This is a genomic window from Bacteroides sp. 3_1_13 (assembly GCF_001185845.1).
Classification (GTDB): domain Bacteria; phylum Bacteroidota; class Bacteroidia; order Bacteroidales; family Bacteroidaceae; genus Bacteroides; species Bacteroides xylanisolvens.
Map to the genome: position 1 here is coordinate 1,213,610 of NZ_KQ236955.1, position 26,319 is coordinate 1,239,928.

A 26,319-nucleotide genomic window follows, 5' to 3' on the forward strand; every position below is an offset into this window, starting at 1 on the left:
GGGCACAAACAATGTGAGGTTATCGCTTGCCCAGTACCAACAGACTTTCCGGTCCCATATTGAACAACAGGTCTATGATACTCAAATTAGGCAGGAAACCCAGTTTGGACTCGAAAACCTGATAGTAAGGTTGCGGAACAAACTCTGTATCCACTTCCCTGAAATCCTTTTTCGGATGAATTACTTCCCGAAAATCGGATTCTCCGGGAGCAAACTCCATCTTATATTCGGAAGTGCGCTCAATGGTGGGGTGAATATCAATCAGTTCACAGACCATCCGGCAGAGTTCTTCGTTGAAATCGATTAAAAACTCGTATTTCTTTTCATAGAAGGGGCGGAAGTCGTCCTTGTAGTACTCAAAGAAAGGAGTATTGTTGTAGGCCGATTCGATGGCGTTCCAATGTAGATGTCTCCAATTGCCGTGGTCGGAGATGCGGATATCCTTCATTGGGCACTTCAATGTATCGGGCTTTACGGTTGGGATGGAAAGAGCTAACTCACCCGATGGGCCGGCAATGGTGCACCGGTTGCGGTAGGTTTGTTTTATATAGTGGTCGTATTGTTCTACAAATACCTTGTCATAAGCCAGTAGTTTGGTATAATATTCAACGGGAGCGAGATAGGCTGAAGATAAATAAGCGATGTTCATTTCTTTCATTTTAATTCGTTTAGGAGGCTCTGTTATTAAGGATATTATGAGATATTATGAAGGGGTTGTTTCTTTTATGATCCGGAAGATTATTTCACTGTTCTGAAGAAACGGTTCCATCGATATCCGTCAAACACCCCTGTTTCTTTTTCTTTAGAGAACCAAATAATGGAGGCTTTTCCGATGATATGGTCTTGCGGGACAAATCCGAAGAGCCGTGAATCGGAGAAGTTGACGGTATTGTTAGACCCCATCCAATAGTAATCTTTGGTGAAATAACAGTGTTGTGTGGGTTTTCCGTCCACGTAGAGAGTGTCGTTCTTTATTTCTGCCTGTTTGCCTTCGTGCATCACGAGGGTATTCCGCAGCAAGGTCATGTTCCAGGGATAGACCCGGATAAATTTCCCTTTTCCGGGGACAATCAGCGGATTTGGTTCGGCATCTTCTTTGTTTGACAAAGGTTGAACGAAGCTCTCTTTCCCATTCATGGCCTGTTCCAACAGATAATATTCGTAACGGCTGAAACTGCGCACATGGGTGCTGTCATTACTTCCCATCAATCCGTCGTTGGTGATGGAAAGAGTATGCATGAGTGACGTAATCAGATTTTCTTTTGAAGCGGGATACGAATAAAGTCTTTTCTTATCCGGATTAAACTGTGCCTCCGGAGAAATAACGGAGAAAAGAGAATCGACCAATAACGTATCTCCCGGAACTCCGAGACAGCGGCTGATATAGATTTCCCGACGGTCGATGACAGGTTGCCGGATTCCGGCAGGATTATTGAATACTACGATGTCTTGCCGACGCACAGGACTCTCGCACCAGCGGTGATAAGAAAAAAGCGACATGAAAGGAACCCGCAGCCCGTAACTCCATTTGTTGACCAGGATACGTTCACCCTGAAAAATGGAATTCTCCATGCCGGTGGAAGGGATAAGGCAGGATGTGAAAGCAAATCCCCGGAGCAGAAGCACTACGGCTACTGCTCCGGCAAATGCTAGTATCCATTTGAATTTACGAATGTTCATCAACTTTTATCACCTTATCACTCTATTCTATCCGTACACTTATCAGTCTACCCACTTGAAGAGGCGGTTCCAGCGAATCTTGCCGTCGAACCATCCACGGTCTTTGTCAAGCGATAGCCATACAACAATCGGTTTGCCCACTACGTGATCTTCGGGTACAAAACCCCAATAACGGGAGTCGGCAGAGTTGTGACGGTTGTCACCCATCATCCAGTAATAATCCATTTTGAAGGTATACTCGTTGGTCTTTTCACCGTTGATGTAGATACCGTCCGGTTTCACTTCCAGCTTATTGCCTTCGTAGGCTACGATGCAACGCTCATAGATAGGCAGGTTGTCTTCTGTGAGGGTAATGGTAGCTCCTTTGGCAGGAATCCAGATCGGACCGTAATTGTTGCGGTTCCATTTGGTATAAAGATTGAGCGGATACATCTGTCCGGCATAATCTTCGGGTTCCATTACTATTTTGCTGATTAGCTTTTTGTTGCCCAAAAGCGTTTCATACATCTTCTTGGTTAGCGGGAAATGATATACCGGATTCAGTTTGCCTTGTGCATTCCGGCTGTCCAGTCCCATTTCCAGCAGTCCGCTTTCCCAGCCGGAGTCTTCTATCAGCATGGTGTCGTCCTTGCTGATACCCAGTTCACGAAGCATATCTTCGGGAATGTACGGACCAGTGGTCTGTACGAAATAGTTGAATTGCAGGTTTTCGGGGTTCTCAATCGCTTTACCGTCAATCATAACCTGTCCGTCTACAATCTGAAGGGTATCACCGGGCAGGCCGACACAACGCTTCACATAATTCTCGCGACGGTCTACCGGACGCCAGAGGACTTCACCGTAAGTGCGCGGGTTGTTCATTATCTGTTTACGTCCGGCAGCATAGTACAAATCATAGATGGCACGTTGCTGGGCGCGTGTCAGACTATCCATTTCAATCTGTTTGGAATAGATACGTTGTCCCTCGCCGTAAGCCAGCGTATAGAAGTCCGTTGTCTGTTGGTAGTTCACTGCTACCGTATCTCCTGCGGGGAAATTGAAAACAACAATGTCATTCAGTTTCACTTTGCCGAAGCCCGGTACCCGTTTGTACTTCCATTGTGGCCACTCGATATATGATTTAGTATTGAAGACAGGTAGTGTATGCTGCGCCAACGGCATGGAAAGGGGAGTGTTCGGTACGCGGGGACCGTAACTCATCTTGCTCACATACAGGAAGTCGCCCACCAGCAATGATTTTTCCAGCGAAGAAGAAGGAATCTGATAATTCTGGAAGATGTAGATATTGACGAAGTAGACAGCAACCAACGCAAACACGATGGCGTCTACCCAGCTCATGACACTGCGGACAGCCGGATTCTTCGACTTCTTCCAAAAAGACCAGGGAATTTTCTTTGTGATATAAATATCGAAAATGAAAGGAACAACAATTAATCCCCACCAACTCCGTACCCAGATAAGGAAGATGAGGTAAAGTAGAATAGCAGTGGCACATTTGATCCATTGTGCGCGTGTGGCTTGTCTCATAATGTTATATTTGTTTAGAACTAGCTTCTGATATTTTAGTCATTTAAGAACGGGAATAAATCACTCATACCCAAAAAACCTTCGTGTGTGGCAGTATATTCGGCTGCCAATACGGCTCCCAATACAAACCCACCGCGGCTCTTGGCATCGTGGGTGATAGAAATGGTGTCTACATCGGACTCATAACGGATGGTATGAAGTCCGAAAACTTCACCCTCACGGATCGAGCTGATAGGAAGTTCGTTAGGAGCACAATCGTTGGTTCCGCTAATGGTTCCGTCCGGCGCAAGGAAAGTTCCTTTCACCCATTTGTCTTTACGGTCTATCTTTTCCAGAATACCTTCCGCCAGTGTAATGGCTGTTCCGCTGGGGGCATCCAGCTTGTGGATATGATGTGTCTCGCTCATGGTGACATCGTATGCAGGGAACTGATTCATGATTTTAGCCAGATACTTGTTGAGAGCGGAGAAGATGCTGACTCCCAGGCTGAAGTTGGACGACCAGAAGAGTGTTTTACCCCCTTCCGTGCAGAGCTTCTTGATTTCTTCGCCGTGCTCGGCCATCCATCCGGTACTGCCCGATACCAGTTTCACACCGGCTTTGAACGCTTTCATATAATTGCTGTAAGCTACCATCGGATTGGTAAACTCAATGGCCACATCGGCCGATTTGAATGCTTCCGATTCGAAGTCATCCTGATTATTGATGTCAATGATGCAGACGATTTCATGTCCGCGACTACGGGCAACCTTTTCTATCTCTTTGCCCATCTTTCCGTAACCGATCAGTGCTATTTTCATTGTTTTCTGACTTATATTCAAAATAATAGTCGCAAAGATAAGATTTTTATTACATTTGCAGCGCACATTAACGTCTTGTTAACATGGAACATCTTCTCCACTACGTGTGGAAGCATAAATTATTTCCCCTGAAAGTACTGCAAACCACCAACGGCTTACCGGTAGAAGTGATTGACCCCGGTCTGCAAAACCCCAACGCCGGTCCCGACTTTTTCAACGCGAAACTAAAGATTGACGGCGCCTTATGGGTGGGAAACATCGAAATACATACACATTCTTCCGACTGGTTCCGCCACGGACATCATTCTGACAAAACATACGATTCTGTGATTCTTCATGTAGTAAGCGAAGCAGATACGGAAATAACCCGTTCCAACGGTGAACAGATACCGCAACTGTTACTTACCTGTCCGGAAAATGTGCAATTGCATTACCACGAACTTTGTGTCGCGGATCATTATCCGGCTTGTTATTCCATCCTTGCCTCTCTTCCCAAACTTACGATTCATTCCTGGCTGACCGCTTTGCAAACGGAACGTTTGGAGCAGAAAGCGCAATTAATCACACAGCGTCTCAAACATTGTAACAGTAATTGGGAAGATGCGTTCTTTATCACCCTTGCCCGTAATTTCGGTTTTGGCTTGAATGGAGATGCTTTTGAAACGTGGGCGGGATTATTACCGTTTCGTGCGATGGACAAGCACCGGAATGATTTGTTTCAGATAGAGGCTTTTTTCTATGGTTTGGCTGGATTGTTGGAAGAAACGTTTCTGAAAAAAGAACAGGAAGACGAGTATAGTCTCCGTCTTTGCAAGGAGTTTCGTTATTTGCAGCGGAAGTTTGAAATCGGGCAGGGGATGGACGCTACGTTATGGCGTTTTCTACGGCTTCGTCCGGAAAACTTTCCGCATATTCGTCTGGCGCAGTTGGCTTATCTCTATCAGAAAGGGGATAAGTTGTTTTCACGTTTGCTGGAAGCGGAAACTCTGGCGGATGTGAGAACCTTGCTGGATGCCCGTACGTCTCCTTATTGGGAAAATCATTATTTATTCGGACGACTTTCTTCACAAAAGGAGAAGGCGATGGGAGAGCGTTCCAAGGATTTGATAATCATAAATACAGTGGTTCCTTTTCTTTATACATACGGCTTGCATAAGGCAGATGAACGAATGTGTGAACGTGTCGGACGTTTTCTGGAAGAATTGAAGGCGGAGAGTAATCATATTATTCGTTCGTGGAGTGATGCCGGGCTTCCGGTTGTCAGTGCGGCGGATAGTCAGGCGTTGATACAGTTGCAAAAAGAGTATTGTGATAAACGCAAGTGTCTGTACTGTCGCTTCGGTTATGAATATTTGAGGAAAAAGTAATCAATTATTTCTTTTGGGCTTTATAGACGTTTTTTAGATGCAGGTAGCTTGTCACTGGGCAGGGAATATCATGGTTTACACTATTTCTTTCTTTCTTTGAGAATCCTTAGTTGTAGTACTATCCATAATTTTAGTGTTGCAAATCATATTGTAATGAATGTGCAACTGTGAATCTTTTTTGTATATCGGATGAGGGCATAGTTATGTGTAGACATTGACTAAACAATCTTTATAAACTTTCAATAATTCCGCTGTGATACTTAATATTTCATATAAATTGTGTCGATTTTAGGGCTAATAGAACATATAAATTAAAGAGATATAATGTAGCCCTGAGAAAAGATGTAATTAGTAAAAATGGATGATTTTATCCTATTAATGTATTTTTTAGACGTATACTTTTTCATTTTATCACCATCTTTGTATTACGCAATAAACAAAACATTTTATAGAAAGAACAATATTATGAAAACATTTTTTGCAATAATTCTAGTTTTTCTCTTATTGAGTTGTACTTCTTCAAGTGAGAGGATTGCTTGGATAGTAGCCAATCAGTCTGCAAATAAATCAGAACTAACTCATTTCTTAGACTATTACAAAACAAAGAATAATAGGGATAAGTATAAAGCAGCTTGTTTTATAATAGAAAATATACCTAATAAATATTCTCTTAATAGAGAAGGAGAGAAAATATACGATATAGATATTGTAAAAGCAGACTCTCTCATACAGTCATTGGAATATTCTTTCTTGTTAAAAGAAAAAAGTCCTTATTTAAAGAAATATACATTTGAGCAGTTTTGTGAATACATTCTACCTTACCGAGTTGCAAATGAACCATTACAGTACTATTGGAAATGGGACTGTGTGAGGTGGCTGAAAGGTGGAAATAGCGATGATATTGTTAAGACTGCACAAAACATAAATGCGCAAATTAGAATAGAGTTATCGCCAGATTTTTATAAAGATACATTGAAGACTTATACTTCTATTATCCAGTCAGGGTGTGGTAAATGTGATGATAGAAGTACATTGGTTGTAATGGCTTTGCGCTCAGTAGGCATTCCTGCTGCGTTTGAATTAATCCCCTATTGGGGTAGTAGCAATAATGGACATTCTTTTGCTTCAATGATATTGCCCGATGATAAGATTGTATCCTTTCAAAATGATAATGGAAACGAAAATAATGCATTACCTATTCGTAAGATGCCTAAAATATATCGAAAAATTTATACTATAACTCCTGCGGAAACTTTTGACCGTTATCAAAAAATATATCCTGAATTGTTTGCGAATTGCGATGTGCTTGATGTAACGAAAATGCATAAAATAGGTTTCAGAACTATTCCTATTCCCTGTCCTAGAAGAAAAGAACCAATTTATTTATCTGTTTTTTCTCCTAATTCATGGATTCCAATCGCTATTAGTGCCGATGATAACTTTTACGATATAGGTACTGGAACTCAAAATGGTGAGAAAGAATCTGAAGAAGCATTAGATCTAGGAAACGGTATTTTGTATTTGCCTTCCAGTTACATTAATGGTGACATAATTCCTCTATCAGATCCTATAATAGTTTCGGATAACAATATTTATTCATTACATCCAGATACTCTTCATAAAGAAACAGTTATATTGAATCGCAAGTACCCATTAAATAAAAGAATTATAAGATTTGCCCGTGATATGGTTGGTGGTATATTTGAAGGAGCCAACCATGCAGATTTCTCAGATGCAGAAGAAATATACAAAATAACAGAGACTCCAAAGAGCCAAATGCAAAAAGTGTATATATCAACGGGCAAAAAATATCGGTATATTCGATATAGGAAACCAAAGGGAATATTCAGTATTGCAGAATTTTCTTTATATCAGTCAAATGGAAAGCCTTTACTGTTTCATCCAATATCATGTGAGGCTATCCGAAAAGATAATAATATGGGAAATGTCTTTGATGAAAAAATACTTACCTATTATCAAATCAATGGAGGGGTCGATATGTGGATTGGCGGAGATTTAAATGGAGGGGTAAACATTGATGCAATAGGGTTTGCTCCCCGTAACGATGATAACTCTATAGTTCCCACAGATATATACGAACTTTTTTATTGGGATGAACAATGGAATAGTTTAGGAGTAAAAAAGCCTGATGGAGATAGTGCTGTTTATAGGAATGTTCCTCAAAAAGCTTTATTATGGCTTCGTAACTTGACTAAAGGTAGAGAAGAACGACCATTTACATATGAAAACGGGCGACAGATATGGTGGTAGAATGAAAATATACAAACCTTTAAAATATAAGCTTATGAAAAAAATTATTTTATCTTTAACTCTACTTTTGGTAGGGAGTATAAGTTACTCACAGAGTTTTTCAAATGTAGATGTGGGCAAACACAAGGAATACATGATGAAAACATATAAATTAGATAGTAAAAAGGCTGATGTGTATGAACAAATACTTTCATCCTTAAAGCAAGAGAATGAACAATTAAAGAATCGAAGAATCAGTTCAGATAGGTTTAAAGATGAACAAAAGAAAATTTATAAAAAGTATGGAGAAATAATAAGCCAAGCTTTTAGCAAGGGGAAATACAGACCATGGAGTTCCTGTACACAAGAATTGGAGCGTTATCATGTGCTAAGTGAAACAAAGTTTATTCCTATTGAAAAAATGCGTTCTTTATATAAAGTAGAACATGAATGGAAAAAGACTCGTGATCAATTATGGAAAGGTATGAGTGACGAACTGGAAAAGTTAAAAAAGATAGAAGAATTGCTTGCAGAACTGAATAAACACATTCTAGAAATATTAGGAACAGATAACGGCAATTGGTACTTATCTTATAAAATGTTGATTTATGGGGCACTTGATAACATGGGCAAATATGGAGCTACATATAATGAAGGTTATCTGATAGCACAAATAGAGAGTAACTATTCTAGGCAACGTAAACAAATCTGGAATGATCGTCCTAAAAACCGACATGACAAATTACAAGAAATCGAAGCTAATGAACTAAAAGATATAAAACAGGCTGTACCTGCACAAATTGCAGAAAAATGGTTATCTGTTAATAATTCACTTTTAGAGTATACTCTTGCTAAACGTTATGGATTAAACAAAACTCAAATAAATCAATATAAGAATGCGTATAATTCATATGCCATTGAAGAGTATAAAGTTATTAATGATCAGAAGGGGCTTCCTACTTCAGAGAGAGCTGATAAACTGAGAGAAGCAAATGATATATTTTGTGAAAGGGTACGTCCTTTATTCAAAACTAGCTCATATAAAAAATGGAAAGGAAAACGGGTATATGACTTTGAACAGAGAGTGGAACAAAAAACTGGAAAATAAACTAAAAATTTTAGATCATGAGAAATGAAAACATCTTTATATGTATAATAATGTTTGTTTTTGTATTTACATCATGCATACATGATAATATATCTTCTTCTGTCGAAGAAGACAAAGGATTTGGTTTGACTGTAAAAGAAGCTAAAACTTTCTGGGAAAATCAAATATTGACACGGTCTACTCCTCAAACAACAATAACATTAGATCCTGGTGATTATATTCCGGTTTGGGATAAAAGCATTTTATCTCATAAAGATTCGATTGCCAATGTTGATATACCCATTTCTGCTGAAATTCACTATAAAGTATTACGTAGTAATTTCACTAATCGAAATATCCAAATACATAAAGTTGATGTGACACAAAAAATTGTAATTACAAAAAATATAAATAGTAAGAAAATTAGTCAATATTTAGTGACTCTCATTCCTGAATATAATAAGGGAGGAAATATCAATGAACATTTTACAAGCCTAGGGAATAAAAAAGATTATTCGGGATGGGCTATCTACTTTTTATCATTTATGAGATCTCCATTTAAGATAGAAAAATATCAAAGAGGAGAGAAAGTATTAAGCATTGTACTACCAAAAGAAAAAGGGAAAAACCCGCTTTCTCTTAGTAATCTTAAAATGATATTAGGGCATATGCAAATTTCTGCATACAAAACGGTTACGACTCGATCTTCTGAGGACTATGATGATTTTTGGGATTGGTTTGAAAATGAAGTTTGGGCTAACGGCGAAGATGGAGATCATCTTACAATGGAGCACGAAGATGGTGATTGGTGGCTAGAGGACCAAAATGGGAATCAATATGATATTCCTGACGGTTTAATGAATAATAACGATATAGATATCAGTGGTCCTGATACTAATTCTGACTTTGATTATTCCGATCCACCTGAACCTGATAATATTGAAAGTAGCGACGCCATACCTTACTTTAAGGCTAAAATTTACCATAAGATTTGTGGGACTTATTTGGGAGAAGTCGATTTGGGAGATCTTGATTCGAGTTCACATGGCTCTGGAGAATATTATTGCTCAAAATGCTTAGTATGGGTACATGTTGAATGGTGAAATATATAGATTATGTCAAAATAGTAAAAGTGTGCATAGAGGTTTTTATTCCTGTATTGATATAAGAGCTTCTATGCATATTCCTTCAAATCAGATAATGCAATGACTAAAATTTTTAACTTTTTTATAGCTGTGCTTTTTAGTGTATATAGCTCTGCACAGACAAATTCGGAAAGTCTTAAAGAATCTTTAATGACTCTTGATGAGATACCGTCATGGGTTTTAAGTAATATTCAATTTCCCCAAGAAGCATATGAATATGGAATAGCTGGTATTGAACAAGTTTGTATTAGTGCATCTTGGGATGGAAAAGTCTTTATAACAAGCATGCTGAATACATTAAATCCTGCTTTTGAGAAAGAAATTGTGGATGTCATAAGTAAAGCTCCTAGATGTCGATATAATGGAAGCCAGCCTAAAGATATATATAAATATATGCTAATTGATTTTTATCAATATATTCCTAAAAATCATCGGTTTGAAGTGAGACAAGTTACTATGCATACTCCACCGCGTTTATCAAATATTCCGTCAAGTCCTTTTAATAGTAGGGATAAATTTATTCAATGGATACACAATAATATCCGAATACCATCGACACTGAAATGTTATTCAGATACAATACTTTTTCAGTATACAATAACAAAAAAAGGAAGGGTTAATAATATATCTATATTACAATATAAAAGTGATATTATAAAATGTGCGTTAGAGGGGTTATTAAAAAAATCTCCTAAATGGGAACCGGCTATTGCAGATAGAACAGATCCAATTGATGTTACTATATGTGATAAAATTATTATAAAAACAGATAATAATGGAATTCTTTTGCCATTAATGGTGTATCGTGACGATGTTTTTTGTAATACAAGAAGCAAAATAACTGATCCTGATATGATCGTTTTTAATCCAGAAATAAAGGCAAAATACAATGAAGAGGGTAACTTCTTGAAAAATATTATGTGTGATGTTTCTGTTGATAAAAAAGTAGTTCTGAATGGTTCGTTTATTATAGAAAAAGATGGTACTACTAGTCATATCGAAATTTTAAATAGTTCGGATGTAAAAATTGATAGTATTGTAAAAAAAGCTATCGTCCGAACAAAATGGATTGCAGCGGTACAGGGTGAAACTCCAGTACGAACACTTTATTCATTTGGGATAAATAAACAACCACGAAAGCAAAAACAATCCAGAAAATATTCTTATTATGATATTTTTGGCAAATATTTTATAGCTCTCCATGCTGATCCAATGCGTATATCATATAGATTCATTCAGGGTGATGGAACTATACAGAATTATCCATTTAACAGTCAAGGATTATTTGACTATAAAGCTTATTATCAAGGAATGTTATATTACTACAAAAATTCCGCAAAAAAAAACAGTAATATATCAAAAAAATATTTTGATAAACTTTACAAAATGTACGTTGAATATTAAAAAAAATAACTTGTGCAAAAGGTAAATTGTAATATATTAGATTTTCTGCTATTGTGTTATTCTTTAATGGCAGGGTTTAATTTTTATTTTACCCATCAAAATCGGCTTTGTCTTTTTGAGGTTGCAAAATGGAGTACATTTTTATTATGCTATATTGTAGCTAGGAAAATATCTCATAAAGAAAGGATATTATGGGGAATTATTTTTTTAGGAATGGTAGAAGGTATTATTGCCATTTTCCAAAAAACACATTGGCTTAATAGCGTTCATCATGATTTTAATGTGACAGGCACATTCAGTAATCCTGGTCCATTAGGTGGTTTTATGGGCGCAACAATAACCATAATACTAGGACTTTATTTAACTAAGAAATGTTTTATTCCTAAATGGGCTTTATTTACCATATTTATCTTATTCTGTTTCATTCTATTGTTAGCAGATTCCCGGGCGGGATTTCTATCTACACTGTTTGGTATGGCGACTCTTTGTTGTTTGTTCAAAAAAATGAAGGTAGAATCATTTGTATTAATAAAAAGTGTCAGTCTTTTTCTATTTATGATCTTATTCATAATTTCTATATATTATTATAAGAAGGACTCTGCTGATGGACGTTTATTGATATGGCGTGTTTCAATCGATATGATAGCAGATGCACCATTGGTTGGACATGGTATTGGTACTTTTGAAAATAAATACATGTATTATCAAGCTCAATATTTTGAATCACACCCTTATTCAAAATATGAAAAGTTGGCTGACAATATAGTTTATCCCTATAATGAGTTTTTACGAATAGGGGTAGAACAAGGTATTATAGGGATTATTTTTATTTTATGTATCATAGCATCAATTTTTAAATACACATCTAAAGAAAAATATAATAAAGTTTATTTAGGAGGATTTGTCTCATTACTCACTTTTTCTATGTTTTCTTATCCATTCAATGTGTTACTATTATGGCTATTAGGATCATTATTGTTAGGTGGAATACAATATCAAAAGAATATATATGCATTAACTAAATATAAGTTCCAATCGAGTTGGATAATCATAGTATGTTTAGTACTAAGCATAAAGGGGGGGCATGATTATTATAATTTAAAACTAAATGTTAGAAAACTTTATTCAGAATCTCTGCAAAAACGTAAGGTTGCTGAAGCATATATTGAGAGATGCCAAGTCTGTTTGCAATCTACCCCACATTTATTAGACGTATATGCTCAATATAGTTTTCTGCAATTACCTGCCACAAAGAGTCTATTAATATTAAAACAAGCTAGTACAATTATTCCAAGTTCCGAATTGTATTGTGATTTAGGAGATGTCTATAAAGAACAAAAACAAATAGATAAAGCTATGGAATGCTATATTTTAGCAAAAAATATGTTACCTAACCGCTTATTACCTAAGTATAAATTGTTTTGTCTTTATCGCGAGCAAAGAGACTCTATTAAAATGTATAAAATAGGTCAGGAAGCATTACTAACTGAAATAAAGATAACAAGTACTAAAGCACTACGAATTAAAAAAGAGATAAAAAGAAGTTTGAGTCAAAGGTGTGATAAAATTTGGCAATGTGCCCTCGAAAAGTAGTGAAGAGACTTTTCTCTTAATTTATCAATTCCATAAAAAGACTTTAGTTATGTCATTTTTATTGATATAATGGATTCTTTCTGTTGGATTACGGGCTTCTACATGTAATCTTACTTCCACCAAATATGCGGAATCTACTCATGCACTTAAATCCAATATGTAACTTTGTTTTTGCAAAGCTCCTATAACAAAATCGCCTTTTCGTGATAAATCTTGATGATATACATATACTTCTCTATTTTTTAGAATCGTACCACTGTTATCTTTTAATGTAATGGTATAATATGTTCCTTTTTCACTCTCATCATCAGATTTGGGATTTAATAGGATAGGAACGTTGTATTTGTTTTCCAATATGAGTTGAATGGCTTTTGTTTCTTTGTTGAATGTAAAATTTGCATCAACTTGGGGAAAAACTATTAATGGTAAACCCAAAAATAAAATAACTAATATTGTTCTCATGATTTATTGTTTGAGTAAGCTGTTTTATTGCATTAATATTTGTCGGTTTATTCTAGTGAATAAATCCGCTTGATTTTATTTAGATAAGATTTTCTTGTTGTATAATTGATTGCTTCTATTTGAATTTCAACTTCTACTGAACAAATCTCTCCACTATACCATTTGGCAAACTCATATTTATATTCGTTATTTTCATGAGGTAATAGATATTGCCCTAGTCTATACTTGGTTAATGGTAATTCATCATATATAAAACGACTCCTTTTATATATTACTTTATCATTTTTATCACGATATAAAAAGGTATAAATACAACCAGTTCCAGGCTCGTATTGATCTATTGATTTGGGTGATAGCCTATATATATCATTACTTGTATTTAGTAATAATAGCATGGCTTCTTTCGCTTCTTTATCAAAAGAAAGTTGAATGCCAATTTGTGCAGCTCCAATTAAAGGTAAAGATGCCAGAATTAATACTAATATTATTTTCATAATATATTGTTTTTAGAATATTCATAAGTTGCTCGTATTTCCATTGCATAAAGTCTATAACTCTGTTTTTGTCTATGCTAATTATCTTTTTCTGTTTTAAATTGATAATAAATTTCATAATTGGCACTAATCTTTATAGAACTGTATCGTATAATAAAACTTCTTAGTTTAGATATAAATTCTTCTCATATCTTTTAGAAGTTAGTTTTCCAGTTTTTTCATCATTAGAATATGTTGAAAGAAACAAATGTGCCCTTGTTAAATTATTGGCTGGGATAGAATCCAAAGGATAGAAGAGTTCCATTCTTCCTTTTGGAGATAATCCCTTGTGTAATATCCATTTTCCGCTTTCAAGAGTAAATAGGCAAATTGTTAAATCTGAACTTTTTCCATTAGAAAATTCTGTTAAAACAATATAGCTCCCACTAAATTCACTTAACCGCCCCTGATTCATAATTAGAATTTCTTTGTCTGTATTATTAGTAAGTATTAGGGTTAAAGAATTATTCGGTTTATCATAAGAAAATTCAATTTTTACTTCTTGGGCGGTGCAAAAAATGGAAATGCCCAAAAGTACAATACTTATAGATAAATGTTTACTTGTTATCATTTAATTTGTTTTATGGGTAAATCATTTTTGTATTTTTTGCTAACTAATTTTCCTGTCTTCCTATCTCTAAAGTATGTGGAGAGGAATAATCTAGCTCTTGTGACATTATTTGCAGGGATAGCTTTAAATGGATAAAAAAGTTCTAGTCTTTCGTTAGGGTTTATTGTTTTAGAACGTATCCACTGTCCATCTTCATAGTCATATAACGAGATGATTAGATCACTCTGTCCATTATCCTGTTTTTCAGTTAAAATAATGCAGCTTCCAGATGATTCATTTAATAGACTTTGATTCAATATCATTATTTCTTTATCCGTATTATTGTAAAGTTTTAGAGTCAAAGCATTGTCTTGTCTATTATAAGTCAAAGCAATTTCTAACTCCTGTGTTTGTCCCTTGCTAAGAATTGACATACACAATAATATACCTATAAAGAAAGATTTAATTATATTCATAATATTGTTTTGGTAAATTGTTCAATCTATTTCCATAAAAAGACTTTGGTTATGTCATTTTTATTAATGTAGTGGATCTTTTCTGTTGGATTACGAGCTTCTACGTGTAATCTTACTTCTACCAAATATGCGGAATCTGCCCAAGTACTTAAATCCAATGTATAGCTTTGTTTTTGCAAAGCTCCTATAACAAAATCGCCTTTTCGTGATGAATCTTGATGATATACATATACTTCTCTTTTTTTATAATCGATCCATTGTTGTCTTTTAATGTAATAGCATAATATGTTCCTTTTTCACTCTCATCATCAGATTTGGGATTTAAAAGGATAGGAGCATTGTACTTGTTTTCCAATGTAAGTTGAATGGCTTTTGTTTCTTTATCAAAAGAAAGTTTTGTATCAACTTGGGAAAAAACTATTAAAGGTAAACCTAAAAATAAAATAACTAATATTGTTTTCATAGTATTATAATATTAAAGGGTATTCTTTTGCTTGTATGTTATTACAAAGGTGAGGAGAAATAAGTATTTAGGTATGAGTAAATAGTACATTAGTAGGATGAGAACGTACATTATTTGACCGTAAACGAATGGAATCGGATATTTCTTTAAAATCTTTCATCTTGAACGTGATAAAGAAGTTTCTTTTGTGGCTTGATTTGGACCAATTTTAATGTATAAAAGTATTGCAAAACCAAACTTGTTACTATCTTTGCGCCGTCAATTAAACTCTTAATTTATATAGTGTTATGAGAGCTAAAAAGTTTGTATGCTGCTTGCTGGCTATGCTGTTGCTCGCCGGTGTTTCGTTTATCTCCTGCGGTAATAGTTCCAAGGCGAAAGCCGATAGTGAACTGACTACGCAAGACGGTGAAGATTTCAAATCGTTTCTGGATAAATTTACTTCCAGTGCAGCCTTCCAGTATACTCGTATCAAGTTCCCATTAAAGACCCCGATTACTTTATTGGCAGATGACGGCGAAACCGAAAAAACATTCCCTTTCACCAAGGAAAAATGGCCGTTGCTGGATAGCGAAACCATGAAAGAAGAACGTATCACTCAGGAAGAAGGGGGAATCTATGTCTCCAAGTTTACGCTGAATGAACCGAAACACAAAATCTTTGAAGCGGGCTATGAAGAGTCCGAGGTGGATTTGCGTGTTGAGTTCGAATTGCAGGCTGACGGGAAATGGTATGTGGTGGATTGCTATACAGGCTGGTATGGATATGACTTGCCGATTGGGGAGTTAAAACAGACTATCCAGAATGTGAAAGAAGAGAATGCTGCTTTCAAAGAAATACATCCGTAGAGATAAGTATCAATATCAAGTATTAAGTATCAAGTATTAGCCAGTCATTTAATACTTAATACTTGATATTTAATACTTATTATTAGGGTTCTCCTACATAATATCCCAACTCCGATTCTTTTCCGTCCACCATCTCCCTGACAATGCCGTTTTTAGTGTTGAAATCCTGATAGAGTTCTTCATAATCACGTGTATAATCTGCGTCGGGGACTACGTTAACATCAAATTTTAGTTCTGCTTTTCCATTTGGGAGCATATTGCCGAAAATCCGGATGTGGTGAACCACTTCGCCTACATTCTTGATGCTGTTGTAGGTTGCCTTGAATTGCCTGATACCGTCTTCGGGAATGATAATATGTGAACTTTTATCCAGAATGATACAGCCACAGGAAGGTTGCATTTCTGAAATGATTAACGGAGCGTCTCCCGTGTTGGTGATGGTAAACATGATATCGAGTTGCTGACCTTGTTTGATAGGGTAATAGTGTCTGACGGAATCTTTTATCGTCATGCTGGTGGGACGTACTTCCTTCCTGCACCCTGTAAAGCAGAGCGGAAGTGCCGTCAGTAGTAAAATATAGAATATAGATTTATTCATTGTTGCCATTTATTTTTGTTATATCACTTTTTCAGTATCTAAGGGATGAATGCAATTTCATCGATACCCATTTGCGTTCCCGGTTTCTTTAAACAACTGATTTTTATGCTTAATTGTTCTGTTCCGTTCAGGTCTGCCGGAACGGTGGCTTTCATCATTTCTCCTTTTTCCGGGGAGTTGTCCGGTTTCAAATCTATTGTTTTATAGGCTACTCCGTCTTTCAACAGTTGAACTTGCTGTGGCGCATAGATGCGGTGACGGGGAAGATTCAGAAAACTGATATAGAATGTTCCTGATGCATTGAGTCCTTTAACCGGCAGGTCGATGGTACATTCTTTTCCCGGAATGATAACCCAACCGCAATGATAGTCTCCGGGTAAGCCGTGAGTGCCGTCGGTCAGTTTCTTTGAATCATTTTTATTCAGTTTAGGGGTTGTGGAAGGATTCATTCCCAGAAACAAACTTTTCTTTATGTCGGAAGCAAGTATATATTGTTCCCATTCCTTTATATAATAGTCAATCTCATAGGCTGACTCGTTATAATATTCCATTCCGGCAAATGCTTGATGCTCTTTGAGCTGGGTGACCCATTTACGAGCTTGGGGAAGCGGTTGAATATCCTTTCCATTCCGCTTGGCATATCCGTAAGCGTCGAAACCGTGGTCACGTGCTAATTCCATGCGCGTGAAAGACAAGGCGGTTTGAAGCTCGTGCAGCTTTTTGCGCTCTTTCCCTTTTGCTTCGGATACAAAATCTCCCATTTCATCATAGAATTTGATAAACTTCTTCGGATAGAGGAATCCTTTTTCCGATTCTCTGATACCGGCGTAAAGTCCGAGTCGCTTTCCGGATTGAGCGTTGTTTTCTAGCTCTGTGTAGTAATCGTACAGCCATTTTTTGGATACCGGGTATTCCTGATTGAAATAGCTTTTAATTAACTCATCAACCGGAAGTTCCGGGTTGATAAGAAGGGCTGATAATACAAAAGTCCTCATTTCATCGAAAGAAGAATAGCTGTAGCCGCTTCCGTTGAAGAATATGCCGCTGGCTCCGTGTTGTTTGAAAAGTTGGAGTCTTTGCTGGGCTATCTTTAATATGGGGAAAGGAGTGAGGTAGTCGTCGAAGTTGTTGATATAGTCCCATATATAGATGTTGTTCGTTACTTTCTTCCAGTTGTCGAGTTGTTCCGCAAATTTCTTGTCTTGCTCGTCCTTGCCGTCTGTCCGGCGGAGCGGGTAGTCGATAGTGCTGACAATTACCCCGACGTTAGGCGGAAGTTGCTTGTCTGTGACTTGTTGCGTAGTCAGGTAGGAAGTCGTAAAGAACGTGTGTTTGGGGAAACGCTGCGACAGGCGGAGGATCAGTTCCGTAACGGCGGGAGTTGCGTTCTTCTCTGTATTTCCCAATGCGGTGCAGGTGGCACACGTACAGGCGTACGGAGTATCATCCGGTGCGATTACAAAACGGAAATTCCCCTTTTCACCGAAGTTATCTACGATGTAACTTTCTATCTGGCGATACATATCCTCGGAAGAGAAACACAGTTGTGAGTCATCTGTCTTCCCGTGAATGGTGGCATATACTTTCTCTGCATCTTTTCCCAATACTTTTCGCAGGTTGTGTCCCCATATTCCCCAGCTGTCGTCAAAGTTGTTCAGGCCGATAACGCCTGTATGATCGGCGTTCAGGCCGTATGGAGAATAAATACTTTGATAGTCAAATGCAAAAGCTCCGCAAGTATCGTTGAGATTGATAAGGGCGGGAGGAAGATCTGAACCGTCTATACGCGGGTCTTCTTTGCTGATCTTCTTTATCAGTTGGTATTGCAGCCATAACATTTGTTTGTCGTCACTTGCGGTCAGTCTGATATCCGAACCTTTGCAGGCTACTTTGAATCCTCTCTGCAATGTTGGGTCTATCTGTATGATGATACGCCACATATCCATCTCGGAGACACCGAAAGCGACCATTTCATCGTCGTTTGCACGTTTCTTGAGGTGCTCGTACAGGTATTTGGCCCATCGGGTATCTCTGTCCGTCGGATCTTCGCCGATTGTGATGAGGTATCCTTCTTTAGATGGGAACATCTCCGTGCGTGCCTGCATGCGGCAGCCGGATAAAAGGCAGCAAATACATATCATTCCTGCCAATATGGGGCAAAGCGTATCAGAATGAAATATAGACTTGTGCATAGATGTTATATAAATTTTTATAGCGTGTCGATATGGATTCTATCGGGTTGAGCGGACTACTCCCTCGCACGGTGTTGGTCTGGTTATAATAGGTATTCCAAGTACCCATCAGACCTATGGTAATATTAGGACTGACCATGTATTGGCCTCCCAGTCCTACCATTGTATTGGTGTGTGAGAAAGAGCCGGGCAGCGCGTAATCCAATACAGCCGTTTCCGGGGCCGATCCAATACTTGCCATGGCGTTGATATTTGTCTTTCCGTCATTAGCCGGGAAGTATTTGGCACCAATCTGTGCATTGTAGTAGAAGTTGGAATTGAAGAAATGCATATCTATCTTCGTGTTGAGGCGAACGACTTCGATAGTTTTGGCTAATTCTCCGCCTACGGTGAGCAGGTTGGTCTTTGACTCATTCCAGCCGGTAAATAGATAACCGTTATCTCCGGTGCCTCCTGCAAAGAATTCGTCGTTCCATTCATAACGTTTCGTATAGGCAGCTACACGTCTGTATCCCACATGCGCTCCTATTTCCCAGTCATTCTTGAGATAATGCCGTACGGCAACATCGGCGGTAATATCCGGGAAGTATTTGGTAGCAAAGGCGGCATTGACCGTAGTGCTCCACTTCGGTGAGAAGTGGTGCGTCCATTCTCCCTGTACCTGGATGCCGACCCCTCCCGGTGTCTGTTCTTCAGCCTCCATGCTGTCGCTTGCCGAGCCGCTTCGTCCTGCATAGTTGAGACGTCCCGTGTAGCTGTTCTTCTGGCCTTTTCGGGTGTATTCGGCGGTGGCAACGGAGGTAATGATGTCTTCTTCTCCGTAGCGTGCACGCAGGTAGGTCAAAGCGATCTCATTCTTGAGCATCATGCTTCTAAGGCCCGATAAGTGCCGTTGGAAAGAACGGTATTCCATGATGGAAGGCTCATAATACTTTTGATAATAATAGGCTGAATCCGCTTGTCTGTTGGCTTCATATACCACGCCTTTGGTGTATTTCAATGACTTGTTCTGGCTGTCGTAAAGCAAAGCTGTATCAAGAACAGCGAGAGCTTTTTCGGGTTCTTTCGCCTTTGTCAGTTGCAGGGCACGATATTCGCTGCTTTGTGAGAATGCGCCTATAATCTCTTTGTTGCTCGGGTATTTATTGAGTATCGGTTTCAGGAATTCCAAAGAAGCTTCGTATCTCTTGTCGCGCTCAAGGACAGTAGCCCTCTTTGCCTGATAGAAAGGTTCTTCAGGATAGTAATTGATTCCTTGCGCTGTATATTTCTCGAATTCATCGTATTTTCCGAGTAAACCGGACGAGTTAATGGCATACCGTAATCCAAGATCGCTCGATGGATTCAGGCTGACCAGTTTGATGGCTTCTTCGTATGCTTTCTTCGTAGCTCCGGCTTCCATGCACTTTTTGATGTAGGGCACTGCCAGTTCCTCGTATCCGATGACGTAGAAGATACGCATATCCTCGTCGCTCTGCTCGATTGCAGACAAGTATAGTTGCAAAGCCTCTTCGGTTTTGTCCATTTTATCGAGAATAAAGGCCCTTTTCAACGTACCATTCTCGTAATCCGGGAAGTGAAGGGTGATGGTATCCAATGTGGCAAGTGCTTCATTGTAACGTTTCATATTGATATAGCAACTCAAGGCTTTTTCCCATGCGGCACCGTTCACATCGTTGTCTACATGTTTTTGAGATACAAACAATACGTGCGGCAATGCTTCCGCATACAGACCGAGTTCCATCAGCTTTTCGGCTTTCTTCATGTGCTGTGCGCTCATGGCAAGCGTAATGTCATAATTATCAGGATACATCTCGTACATCTTTTTCAGCGTTGAATAGGCAAGATCATCCTCATTCATCTGGCGATAAAGCATATATTCTTTATAGAGAATTCCTTTATCATTGTTGCCATATTGTTTTTTAGCTTCTCTGATATAGAAGAGAGCATCGTCGGTATATCCGCGGGTGACGGAAGTGTTCAATAAATAGTCTAATGCTTCCTTGTTCTTGTTGCCTCCTTCGTAGGCCATGCCATATAATACATAAGGGTCCCGCTGTTTCTCTGCACGGGCAGCTTCCATCAATAAGTCGTTGTACATACGCCGTATGGCAGGACTATTGTTTCTTTTCATTTGCTCGCGTATAAATGCCAGTGCTTCCGGATAACGCGCCAATTCACTGAGGATACTTGCCCTTTTGACGATGAGGGCACCACTTCCCGGTATGGCAGCCAAACCGTTGGATGACCAGCCTAGAGCTGCTTCCCGGTTTCCTTCCTGTAAATGCAGGTTGATGATGTCCAGGTAATATTCTTCGTTTTGAGGAGATACTTTGATTAGCTCCGTCAGTCTCTCGATCGCTTCTTTCCGGTTACCGCCTTTTTTCATTTGTTGGTAGCCTACTTCCATGCTGTAGATGTAATCCTTCCTTAGAATGGTATCGTTCGGGTAAATCTGATTGATTCGTTTCAACAGGCGATCCGCTTCCACATCGTTGTTCTGCTTGCGGTATAGTTCAATCTTCCTTCGCCATAAGCCTCTCCAATACGGATTCACTTCCAGCAACTCATTAACGTAGCAAATGGCACTGGAGTAGTTTTCGGTAATATCTTCCACGTCTACCAGCAGGTGTTTGGCATTGACGTTGTTATAATTGTCGTCTATTGCTTTAACAAGATGATAACGCGACTGGTCATAATTCTTTTCGTGAAACCAGTATTTGCCCATGAGCCATTCAAGGTCAGAAACATTCGGGTATTTCTGAAGGCCCTCCTCCAACAGCTCTTTCCCTGCTTCCCATTCCTCGTTCGCAAAATGCTCCTGCACAATCTGGGCATATTGCTCCGGCGTCTGGAATCCATTATCGGTTCCGGAGGAAGAGGTTATCAGCAAAAACAGACAACCTAATAAGGTGATCTTATGGAGAAATTCTCTGTTCATTCTATCTTGTCTTTAATCTTTCTTTCTTGTTTAAATCGTTGCCGGTTCAGGCTTCATAGCCGCTGTTTCAGCATCATCCGTATTTTCTTCTTTCTGCTTGAATCCTTTACGCTCCATATTCTTCCACTTGAAGTCTCTATTGGTCAGATAACTAAGGTATCCTCTCAATGAACAGAAAGTGATGATGGGATGATAGAAGATGGGCTCCAATATGGACGCTATGATAATCCACAGATATTCGTATCCTCTTTTATAAAGCATCCCGACGTAATAGTCGTAGGTAATAACGACGATGGAAAGGAACTGGCAGAACGTATAGATCGTCAGGTAAATCATCCACGCCGTATTCCAGTTGACCGCTCCTGTAAAGGCCAGATAGATAAATACGATCAAACCGGTAAGTTCGATGATGGGTGCCAAAAACTCAAATACGAACATATAAGGCAGAGTCAGCAATCCCATCTGTTTATATGTTTTCTTGAAGATCATCTTATGGTGGATACTAAGTGTCTGGAACAATCCTCGTGCCCAACGGGTACGTTGACGGTAAAGCATCGCCAAGTTGGGAGGCCCTTCCGTCCAACAGCAAGTATCAGGAATCTGAATAATCTTATAAGGACGGGAGAAGTCGCACATATATCCTACCATGCGGGTAATGAGGTCCATATCTTCTGCAAAGGAAGTACCGTCATATCCTCCGGCTGCAATGGCTACGGAACGGTCGAAAAGACCGAATCCACCGGAAACATTCGGCATACCATTGATTGCAGACCATCCCATCTTACCAATCAGGTAGGAACGCATGTATTCGAGGTTCTGGAAAAGCGGAATCGGAGTACGCGGAGTTCTCACGTCTACTATCTGCCCGTCTTTCACTACGCATCCGTTTGCCATCAACATCGTTCCGCTGACTGCGATTACCTGTTTATCGGAAGATATAATGGGCGATATACAGCGGTAAAGAGCATATTTCTCTAAGATACAGTCTACGTCCGTACAGATGAAATAAGGATATGAAGAAACATTGATACCTGCATTGGATGCATCCGCTTTGGTTCCTCCATTCTCTTTGTCTACAACGATGAGTCGACTGTATTTCGGACTGGTAGATTTGAAGAGTCTTCTGAACGGTTTGGTTTTGATTCGCTCAATATAGGCATAGGGCACTTCTATCAGTTCGTAATGTTCAATCATCTTCTTCAACGTACTGTCCGTGCTTCCGTCATTTACAATCACCACCTCGAAAAGCGGGTATTCCAATGCGAGCATAGAGTTCACGTTATCAATGATTGTCTTTTCTTCATTGAAAGCAGGGGCAATTACCGAAATACCCGGTGTATAGGGAGATTCTTTAATTGTTTTCCGCATATAACTTTCCACATAGTAATCTTTTCTCCGTTTCAGAGAAATGAAAGAGAGGAAGGCGAATGTGACGAAGAATATCGCCAGCATACTCGTATAAAAGAATACGAAATAATTGAAGAATGTAAATATTATATCTCTCATATTCTCTAAATTAACTGGTTGATTAACGGATGCTTGGTATGGGCAAACAATATAGCTGTGTGGGAATCTGCTTTTCTCTCCAATTGATCGAATGTTTTTCTTCCCATTGAACTGTATTCATAGAGGGCTTTCAGGATGATACGTTTTGTCCCCCAGTTGTCTGCTTCATCATAAGCATTGTAAAGAAATCCTAATGCCTTATCTGTTTTCAGGTCTGCAACAGCCGAAATGATTTGTCGCTTGACTTCTTCCGGTTGCACATGGTACATTTCAATCAGCTTGGGCTCGATCTCTTTGTATTTTAGCTTTCCTAAAGTTCTGATCGCTTCGCCCCGGATTTCGGTAGAGCGTGCGTTGATCTGTTTAGCCAGAATGGGAGCACTGTCGGTTTCATTATATAACCGGATTTCGTTGATAAAGAATATCTTAACATTCTCTTCGGCCGAAGTATTCACCCATTTTATAAAGCTCGGTGTGTTATATCCCACCTTCTTGCGGTGTTCCAAAATGGCATGCAATTCCATCATATCCCATTGTCTCAACTTCATGCCGATGTCTTCGTCGAAGAAACGGAACGGATCTCCCTGGCTTAGCCACATATAAGTGTAGCGTGCAGAGTTCCTCAATTCTATTTCACGATGATAGAGGAAGCGTACCAATACCGCTTCAGAGGCATATCCGTTGATGGATTGAATAAGTTTCAGCGCTTGTATCTTTGCTCTTTTGGAGCCGAATTGAAGTTCGCGTTCAAGGAAACGCGTGATCTGGAATACGGTTTGAATCGTTTGATAGTTTAGTTCATGGATGTCATCTTCATGTACACTCTTGATTTCTGTTAATAGTTGAGTGATAATACGTAATTCATTAGGCTTGGGACGTTTTTTCGTATCATACTGTAATCTGTCTGCGATTTCCTCTTCACTTAATGTGTTAGAATCTAGCGAGATAGATTTCATTTCCTCGTAATATTTGTCGAAAGCTTTGTTGTATCTTCGCTTCTCTTTCCGCCTTTTGAATATACCATATATAATATGGAATAGGAGAAACAAGTACGCAATAATACAAAACATTACCGCAATTGAGCATATTCTTATGATTAAAGGATAGCCAATAAACTTGTAATATATCCAATAGAAATAATATTCTATGTAATCTATACCATACAGTACTTGATCCATTTCCCTTGATATTTAATCTATAAAACTTGTATATTCAAAACAAAAGTTCTATATTTGTTGTATTGAATGTTCTGTCTAATGCAAATATACTAAATAACTTGTATATATTATCCATTGTTTATGAACAGGGCTTTTGAGCCATATTTGAGCTCTTGTGATTATTTTCGATGGAAAGGATTGAAATTACAAATAAAGGCAGGTAAAATGCCATTAAGCGTTAATTATATTTTTGATAAGTTAACATATAGGGCTCGGATATGGGTGCGATAAGGTAGAGCTTTCATAGGAAACTGAAACAAACAATAAATTTAAAAATTAGATTAAAATGAAGATTAAAAGTTTGATGTATGTCCTTATGGGGACGATGTTGGTTGTTGCTTGTACAGACAGTAACAATGAAGAAGGAATAGTGGATAATGGAGGAGGAGATGATTCCCCGCAGTATGTTATTCCGGCAGGGTTTGATTTTGCAACTAGTCGTACTGTCTCTGCTAAAGTTTATTCAAGTAAGCCTGTAGCGGTTGATTTGTATTGGGATTCAGAAAATCAGGAAAGAAGTTTGTTGGTGAGTGGCCTGCTTGTTGATGGAGAGAAAGACTTGGAATTGAATGTGCCTATTCACTGTGCCAATATTTATTTGAAGTATTCTGATGGAACAGATAAAACAGCATCATTTCCGATAAATAGCGTGACTCGGAGTGGCGAGACTGTAGCAATAACTGTACCTGAAGATGCGGTGGCGGTAACTAGTGAGGAAGATGATGGATGGTTTTTCTATCATAATACAGGCGTTGCTATGTTTGAAGACAATTGGCCGATTGAACCAGGTCAAGACAATGATTTGAACGATGTTGTTTTTGAGTACGATTTGAAAGTAACCGAATGTCAGGCTGAAAAATGGTTCGAAGCTGGTCAGGGATATAAAGAAGGATTGAAGTTGACTTTGGATATTCGTGCTAAAGGCGGTAGATATCCTATTAAATTAGGTGTAGTATTAGGTGGCTTGGATAAAAAGTATATAGAGACTGTTGCAACCCGTATTCTTTTGAAAGAAGGACAAGGAAAAGAAACCGAACTTGCTACTGGGGAAATGAAAGCAGAAATGCCTCAACAGCAACTCTTTGGAAAATCGCAATTTTGTAAAGTTACGGTAGACACGGAACACGGTAGTCCGGTTATCATAATGGATGGTTTGAGTGCTTTGGGTGATAATACTAATTTCTTCCAGACTACAAAAGGTTTTATAAATCCGGGACAAGGCATGTTGCGTGCAGAAATTATTTTGGGAGCTAAGGTTCGTACTAGTCTTACTGAAGATTTGGATCAATTGAAAGCTTATCGTGCTCTTATTACTGATACTCATAATCAGAATTTCTTTATTGTGACAAATACGAATAAAGAGATTCACATGAAAGGCTATAGACCTTCTTATCTTTATACTAATTACGAAGCTGATTCAGCCGGTGAAATGATGGAAGGTGTTCCATATTGTAATAAGAATGGTTTTGTTTGGGGAATTAAAGTTCCTGTTGGCGTAAAACATGCTTATGAAAAGGTGCTTTTTGATAACGCTTATCCTGAATTCCGTGCTTGGGTGACTAGCAATGGAGCTGATAACAAGGATTGGTATTTGCATCCGGCTGCTGAAAAAGTGGTAGAAGCTTGGTAATACAAAATCCCGGTCAATACATTATTTGAGATATTTTGTACAATTTGAGC

At 38.5% G+C, this 26,319-nt stretch carries 22 protein-coding genes; 8 read left to right on the forward strand and 14 right to left on the reverse strand.

Features of this window, described 5'->3' with window-relative positions; translation table 11 throughout:
• Positions 1–19: 19 nt before the first annotated feature.
• The 4 genes from HMPREF9009_RS04445 to dapB form a co-directional block, all read right to left on the reverse strand.
• Complete coding sequence (locus tag HMPREF9009_RS04445; protein WP_049701561.1) at positions 20–658, reverse strand: WbqC family protein; 639 nt, start codon at positions 656–658, stop codon at positions 20–22.
• Between the two features lie 80 nt (positions 659–738).
• Positions 739–1,680, reverse strand: coding sequence for a signal peptidase I (lepB, locus tag HMPREF9009_RS04450; RefSeq protein ID WP_049701562.1), 942 nt, complete (start codon positions 1,678–1,680; stop codon positions 739–741).
• Between the two features lie 42 nt (positions 1,681–1,722).
• Complete coding sequence (gene lepB, locus HMPREF9009_RS04455; RefSeq protein ID WP_008023887.1) at positions 1,723–3,207, reverse strand: signal peptidase I; 1,485 nt, start codon at positions 3,205–3,207, stop codon at positions 1,723–1,725.
• Between the two features lie 35 nt (positions 3,208–3,242).
• On the reverse strand, positions 3,243–4,007 hold the full coding sequence (gene dapB / locus HMPREF9009_RS04460) for a 4-hydroxy-tetrahydrodipicolinate reductase (protein WP_004324268.1): 765 nt from the start codon (positions 4,005–4,007) through the stop codon (positions 3,243–3,245).
• Positions 4,008–4,090: 83 nt separating this feature from the next.
• On the opposite strand from dapB, the gene HMPREF9009_RS04465 reads away from it, so the two are divergent.
• From HMPREF9009_RS04465 to HMPREF9009_RS04490, 6 genes are all read left to right on the forward strand, one after another.
• Positions 4,091–5,374: a DUF2851 family protein gene (locus HMPREF9009_RS04465; RefSeq protein WP_008023889.1), complete on the forward strand. Its 1,284-nt coding sequence runs from the start codon at positions 4,091–4,093 to the stop codon at positions 5,372–5,374.
• Positions 5,375–5,839: 465 nt separating this feature from the next.
• A complete protein-coding gene (locus HMPREF9009_RS04470) occupies positions 5,840–7,645 on the forward strand; it encodes a transglutaminase domain-containing protein (protein ID WP_008023890.1) in 1,806 nt (601 codons plus the stop codon).
• A gap of 34 nt (positions 7,646–7,679) precedes the next feature.
• Complete coding sequence (locus HMPREF9009_RS04475; RefSeq protein ID WP_008023892.1) at positions 7,680–8,732, forward strand: hypothetical protein; 1,053 nt, start codon at positions 7,680–7,682, stop codon at positions 8,730–8,732.
• A 17-nt stretch (positions 8,733–8,749) separates the two neighbouring features.
• On the forward strand, positions 8,750–9,814 hold the full coding sequence (locus tag HMPREF9009_RS04480; RefSeq protein ID WP_049701563.1) for a hypothetical protein: 1,065 nt from the start codon (positions 8,750–8,752) through the stop codon (positions 9,812–9,814).
• 102 nt (positions 9,815–9,916) lie between these two features.
• The gene (locus tag HMPREF9009_RS04485; protein WP_049701564.1) at positions 9,917–11,260 is read left to right on the forward strand and encodes an energy transducer TonB; all 1,344 of its coding nucleotides are present in this window, start codon (positions 9,917–9,919) and stop codon (positions 11,258–11,260) included.
• Positions 11,261–11,272: 12 nt separating this feature from the next.
• Positions 11,273–12,853: an O-antigen ligase family protein gene (locus HMPREF9009_RS04490; RefSeq protein ID WP_008023896.1), complete on the forward strand. Its 1,581-nt coding sequence runs from the start codon at positions 11,273–11,275 to the stop codon at positions 12,851–12,853.
• 138 nt (positions 12,854–12,991) lie between these two features.
• Here the strand turns inward: HMPREF9009_RS04490 and HMPREF9009_RS04495 are convergent, their stop codons facing one another.
• The 5 genes from HMPREF9009_RS04495 to HMPREF9009_RS04515 all read right to left on the reverse strand — a co-directional run bounded on the left by HMPREF9009_RS04495 (position 12,992) and on the right by HMPREF9009_RS04515 (position 15,337).
• Positions 12,992–13,315, reverse strand: a complete 324-nt coding sequence (locus HMPREF9009_RS04495; RefSeq protein WP_008023898.1) for a hypothetical protein — start codon at positions 13,313–13,315, stop codon at positions 12,992–12,994.
• A 47-nt stretch (positions 13,316–13,362) separates the two neighbouring features.
• Positions 13,363–13,809 (reverse strand): hypothetical protein, encoded by a 447-nt coding sequence (locus HMPREF9009_RS04500; RefSeq protein WP_008023899.1) that lies wholly within the window; start codon positions 13,807–13,809, stop codon positions 13,363–13,365.
• Between the two features lie 163 nt (positions 13,810–13,972).
• Positions 13,973–14,419, reverse strand: coding sequence for a hypothetical protein (locus tag HMPREF9009_RS04505; protein ID WP_008023900.1), 447 nt, complete (start codon positions 14,417–14,419; stop codon positions 13,973–13,975).
• Positions 14,416–14,874: a hypothetical protein gene (locus tag HMPREF9009_RS04510; protein ID WP_008023901.1), complete on the reverse strand. Its 459-nt coding sequence runs from the start codon at positions 14,872–14,874 to the stop codon at positions 14,416–14,418. Before HMPREF9009_RS04510 ends, HMPREF9009_RS04505 begins: the two co-directional genes overlap by 4 nt.
• Before the next feature lie 184 nt (positions 14,875–15,058).
• Positions 15,059–15,337, reverse strand: a complete 279-nt coding sequence (locus HMPREF9009_RS04515) for a hypothetical protein (protein ID WP_008023902.1) — start codon at positions 15,335–15,337, stop codon at positions 15,059–15,061.
• Between the two features lie 287 nt (positions 15,338–15,624).
• Here HMPREF9009_RS04515 and HMPREF9009_RS04520 point away from each other — a divergent pair, with 287 nt between their 5' ends.
• A complete protein-coding gene (locus HMPREF9009_RS04520) occupies positions 15,625–16,185 on the forward strand; it encodes a hypothetical protein (RefSeq protein WP_032811951.1) in 561 nt (186 codons plus the stop codon).
• 82 nt (positions 16,186–16,267) lie between these two features.
• On the opposite strand, the gene HMPREF9009_RS04525 is transcribed toward HMPREF9009_RS04520, so the two are convergent.
• Genes HMPREF9009_RS04525 through HMPREF9009_RS04545 form a run of 5 tightly spaced genes read right to left on the reverse strand, consistent with a single transcriptional unit; the run spans position 16,268 to position 24,600 of the window.
• Positions 16,268–16,783, reverse strand: coding sequence for a DUF1573 domain-containing protein (locus HMPREF9009_RS04525; RefSeq protein WP_049702250.1), 516 nt, complete (start codon positions 16,781–16,783; stop codon positions 16,268–16,270).
• A gap of 38 nt (positions 16,784–16,821) precedes the next feature.
• Positions 16,822–18,975, reverse strand: a complete 2,154-nt coding sequence (locus HMPREF9009_RS04530) for a DUF4838 domain-containing protein (RefSeq protein ID WP_049701565.1) — start codon at positions 18,973–18,975, stop codon at positions 16,822–16,824.
• Positions 18,950–21,916, reverse strand: coding sequence for a hypothetical protein (locus HMPREF9009_RS04535; protein ID WP_049701566.1), 2,967 nt, complete (start codon positions 21,914–21,916; stop codon positions 18,950–18,952). The genes HMPREF9009_RS04530 and HMPREF9009_RS04535 overlap by 26 nt, the downstream gene beginning before the upstream one ends.
• 30 nt (positions 21,917–21,946) lie before the next feature.
• A complete protein-coding gene (locus tag HMPREF9009_RS04540; protein ID WP_004324274.1) occupies positions 21,947–23,422 on the reverse strand; it encodes a glycosyltransferase family 2 protein in 1,476 nt (491 codons plus the stop codon).
• Between the two features lie 5 nt (positions 23,423–23,427).
• The gene (locus tag HMPREF9009_RS04545) at positions 23,428–24,600 is read right to left on the reverse strand and encodes a HEAT repeat domain-containing protein (RefSeq protein WP_049701567.1); all 1,173 of its coding nucleotides are present in this window, start codon (positions 24,598–24,600) and stop codon (positions 23,428–23,430) included.
• Positions 24,601–24,925: 325 nt separating this feature from the next.
• Here HMPREF9009_RS04545 and HMPREF9009_RS04550 point away from each other — a divergent pair, with 325 nt between their 5' ends.
• Positions 24,926–26,269: an LruC domain-containing protein gene (locus HMPREF9009_RS04550; protein WP_008641725.1), complete on the forward strand. Its 1,344-nt coding sequence runs from the start codon at positions 24,926–24,928 to the stop codon at positions 26,267–26,269.
• Positions 26,270–26,319 lie beyond the last annotated feature (50 nt).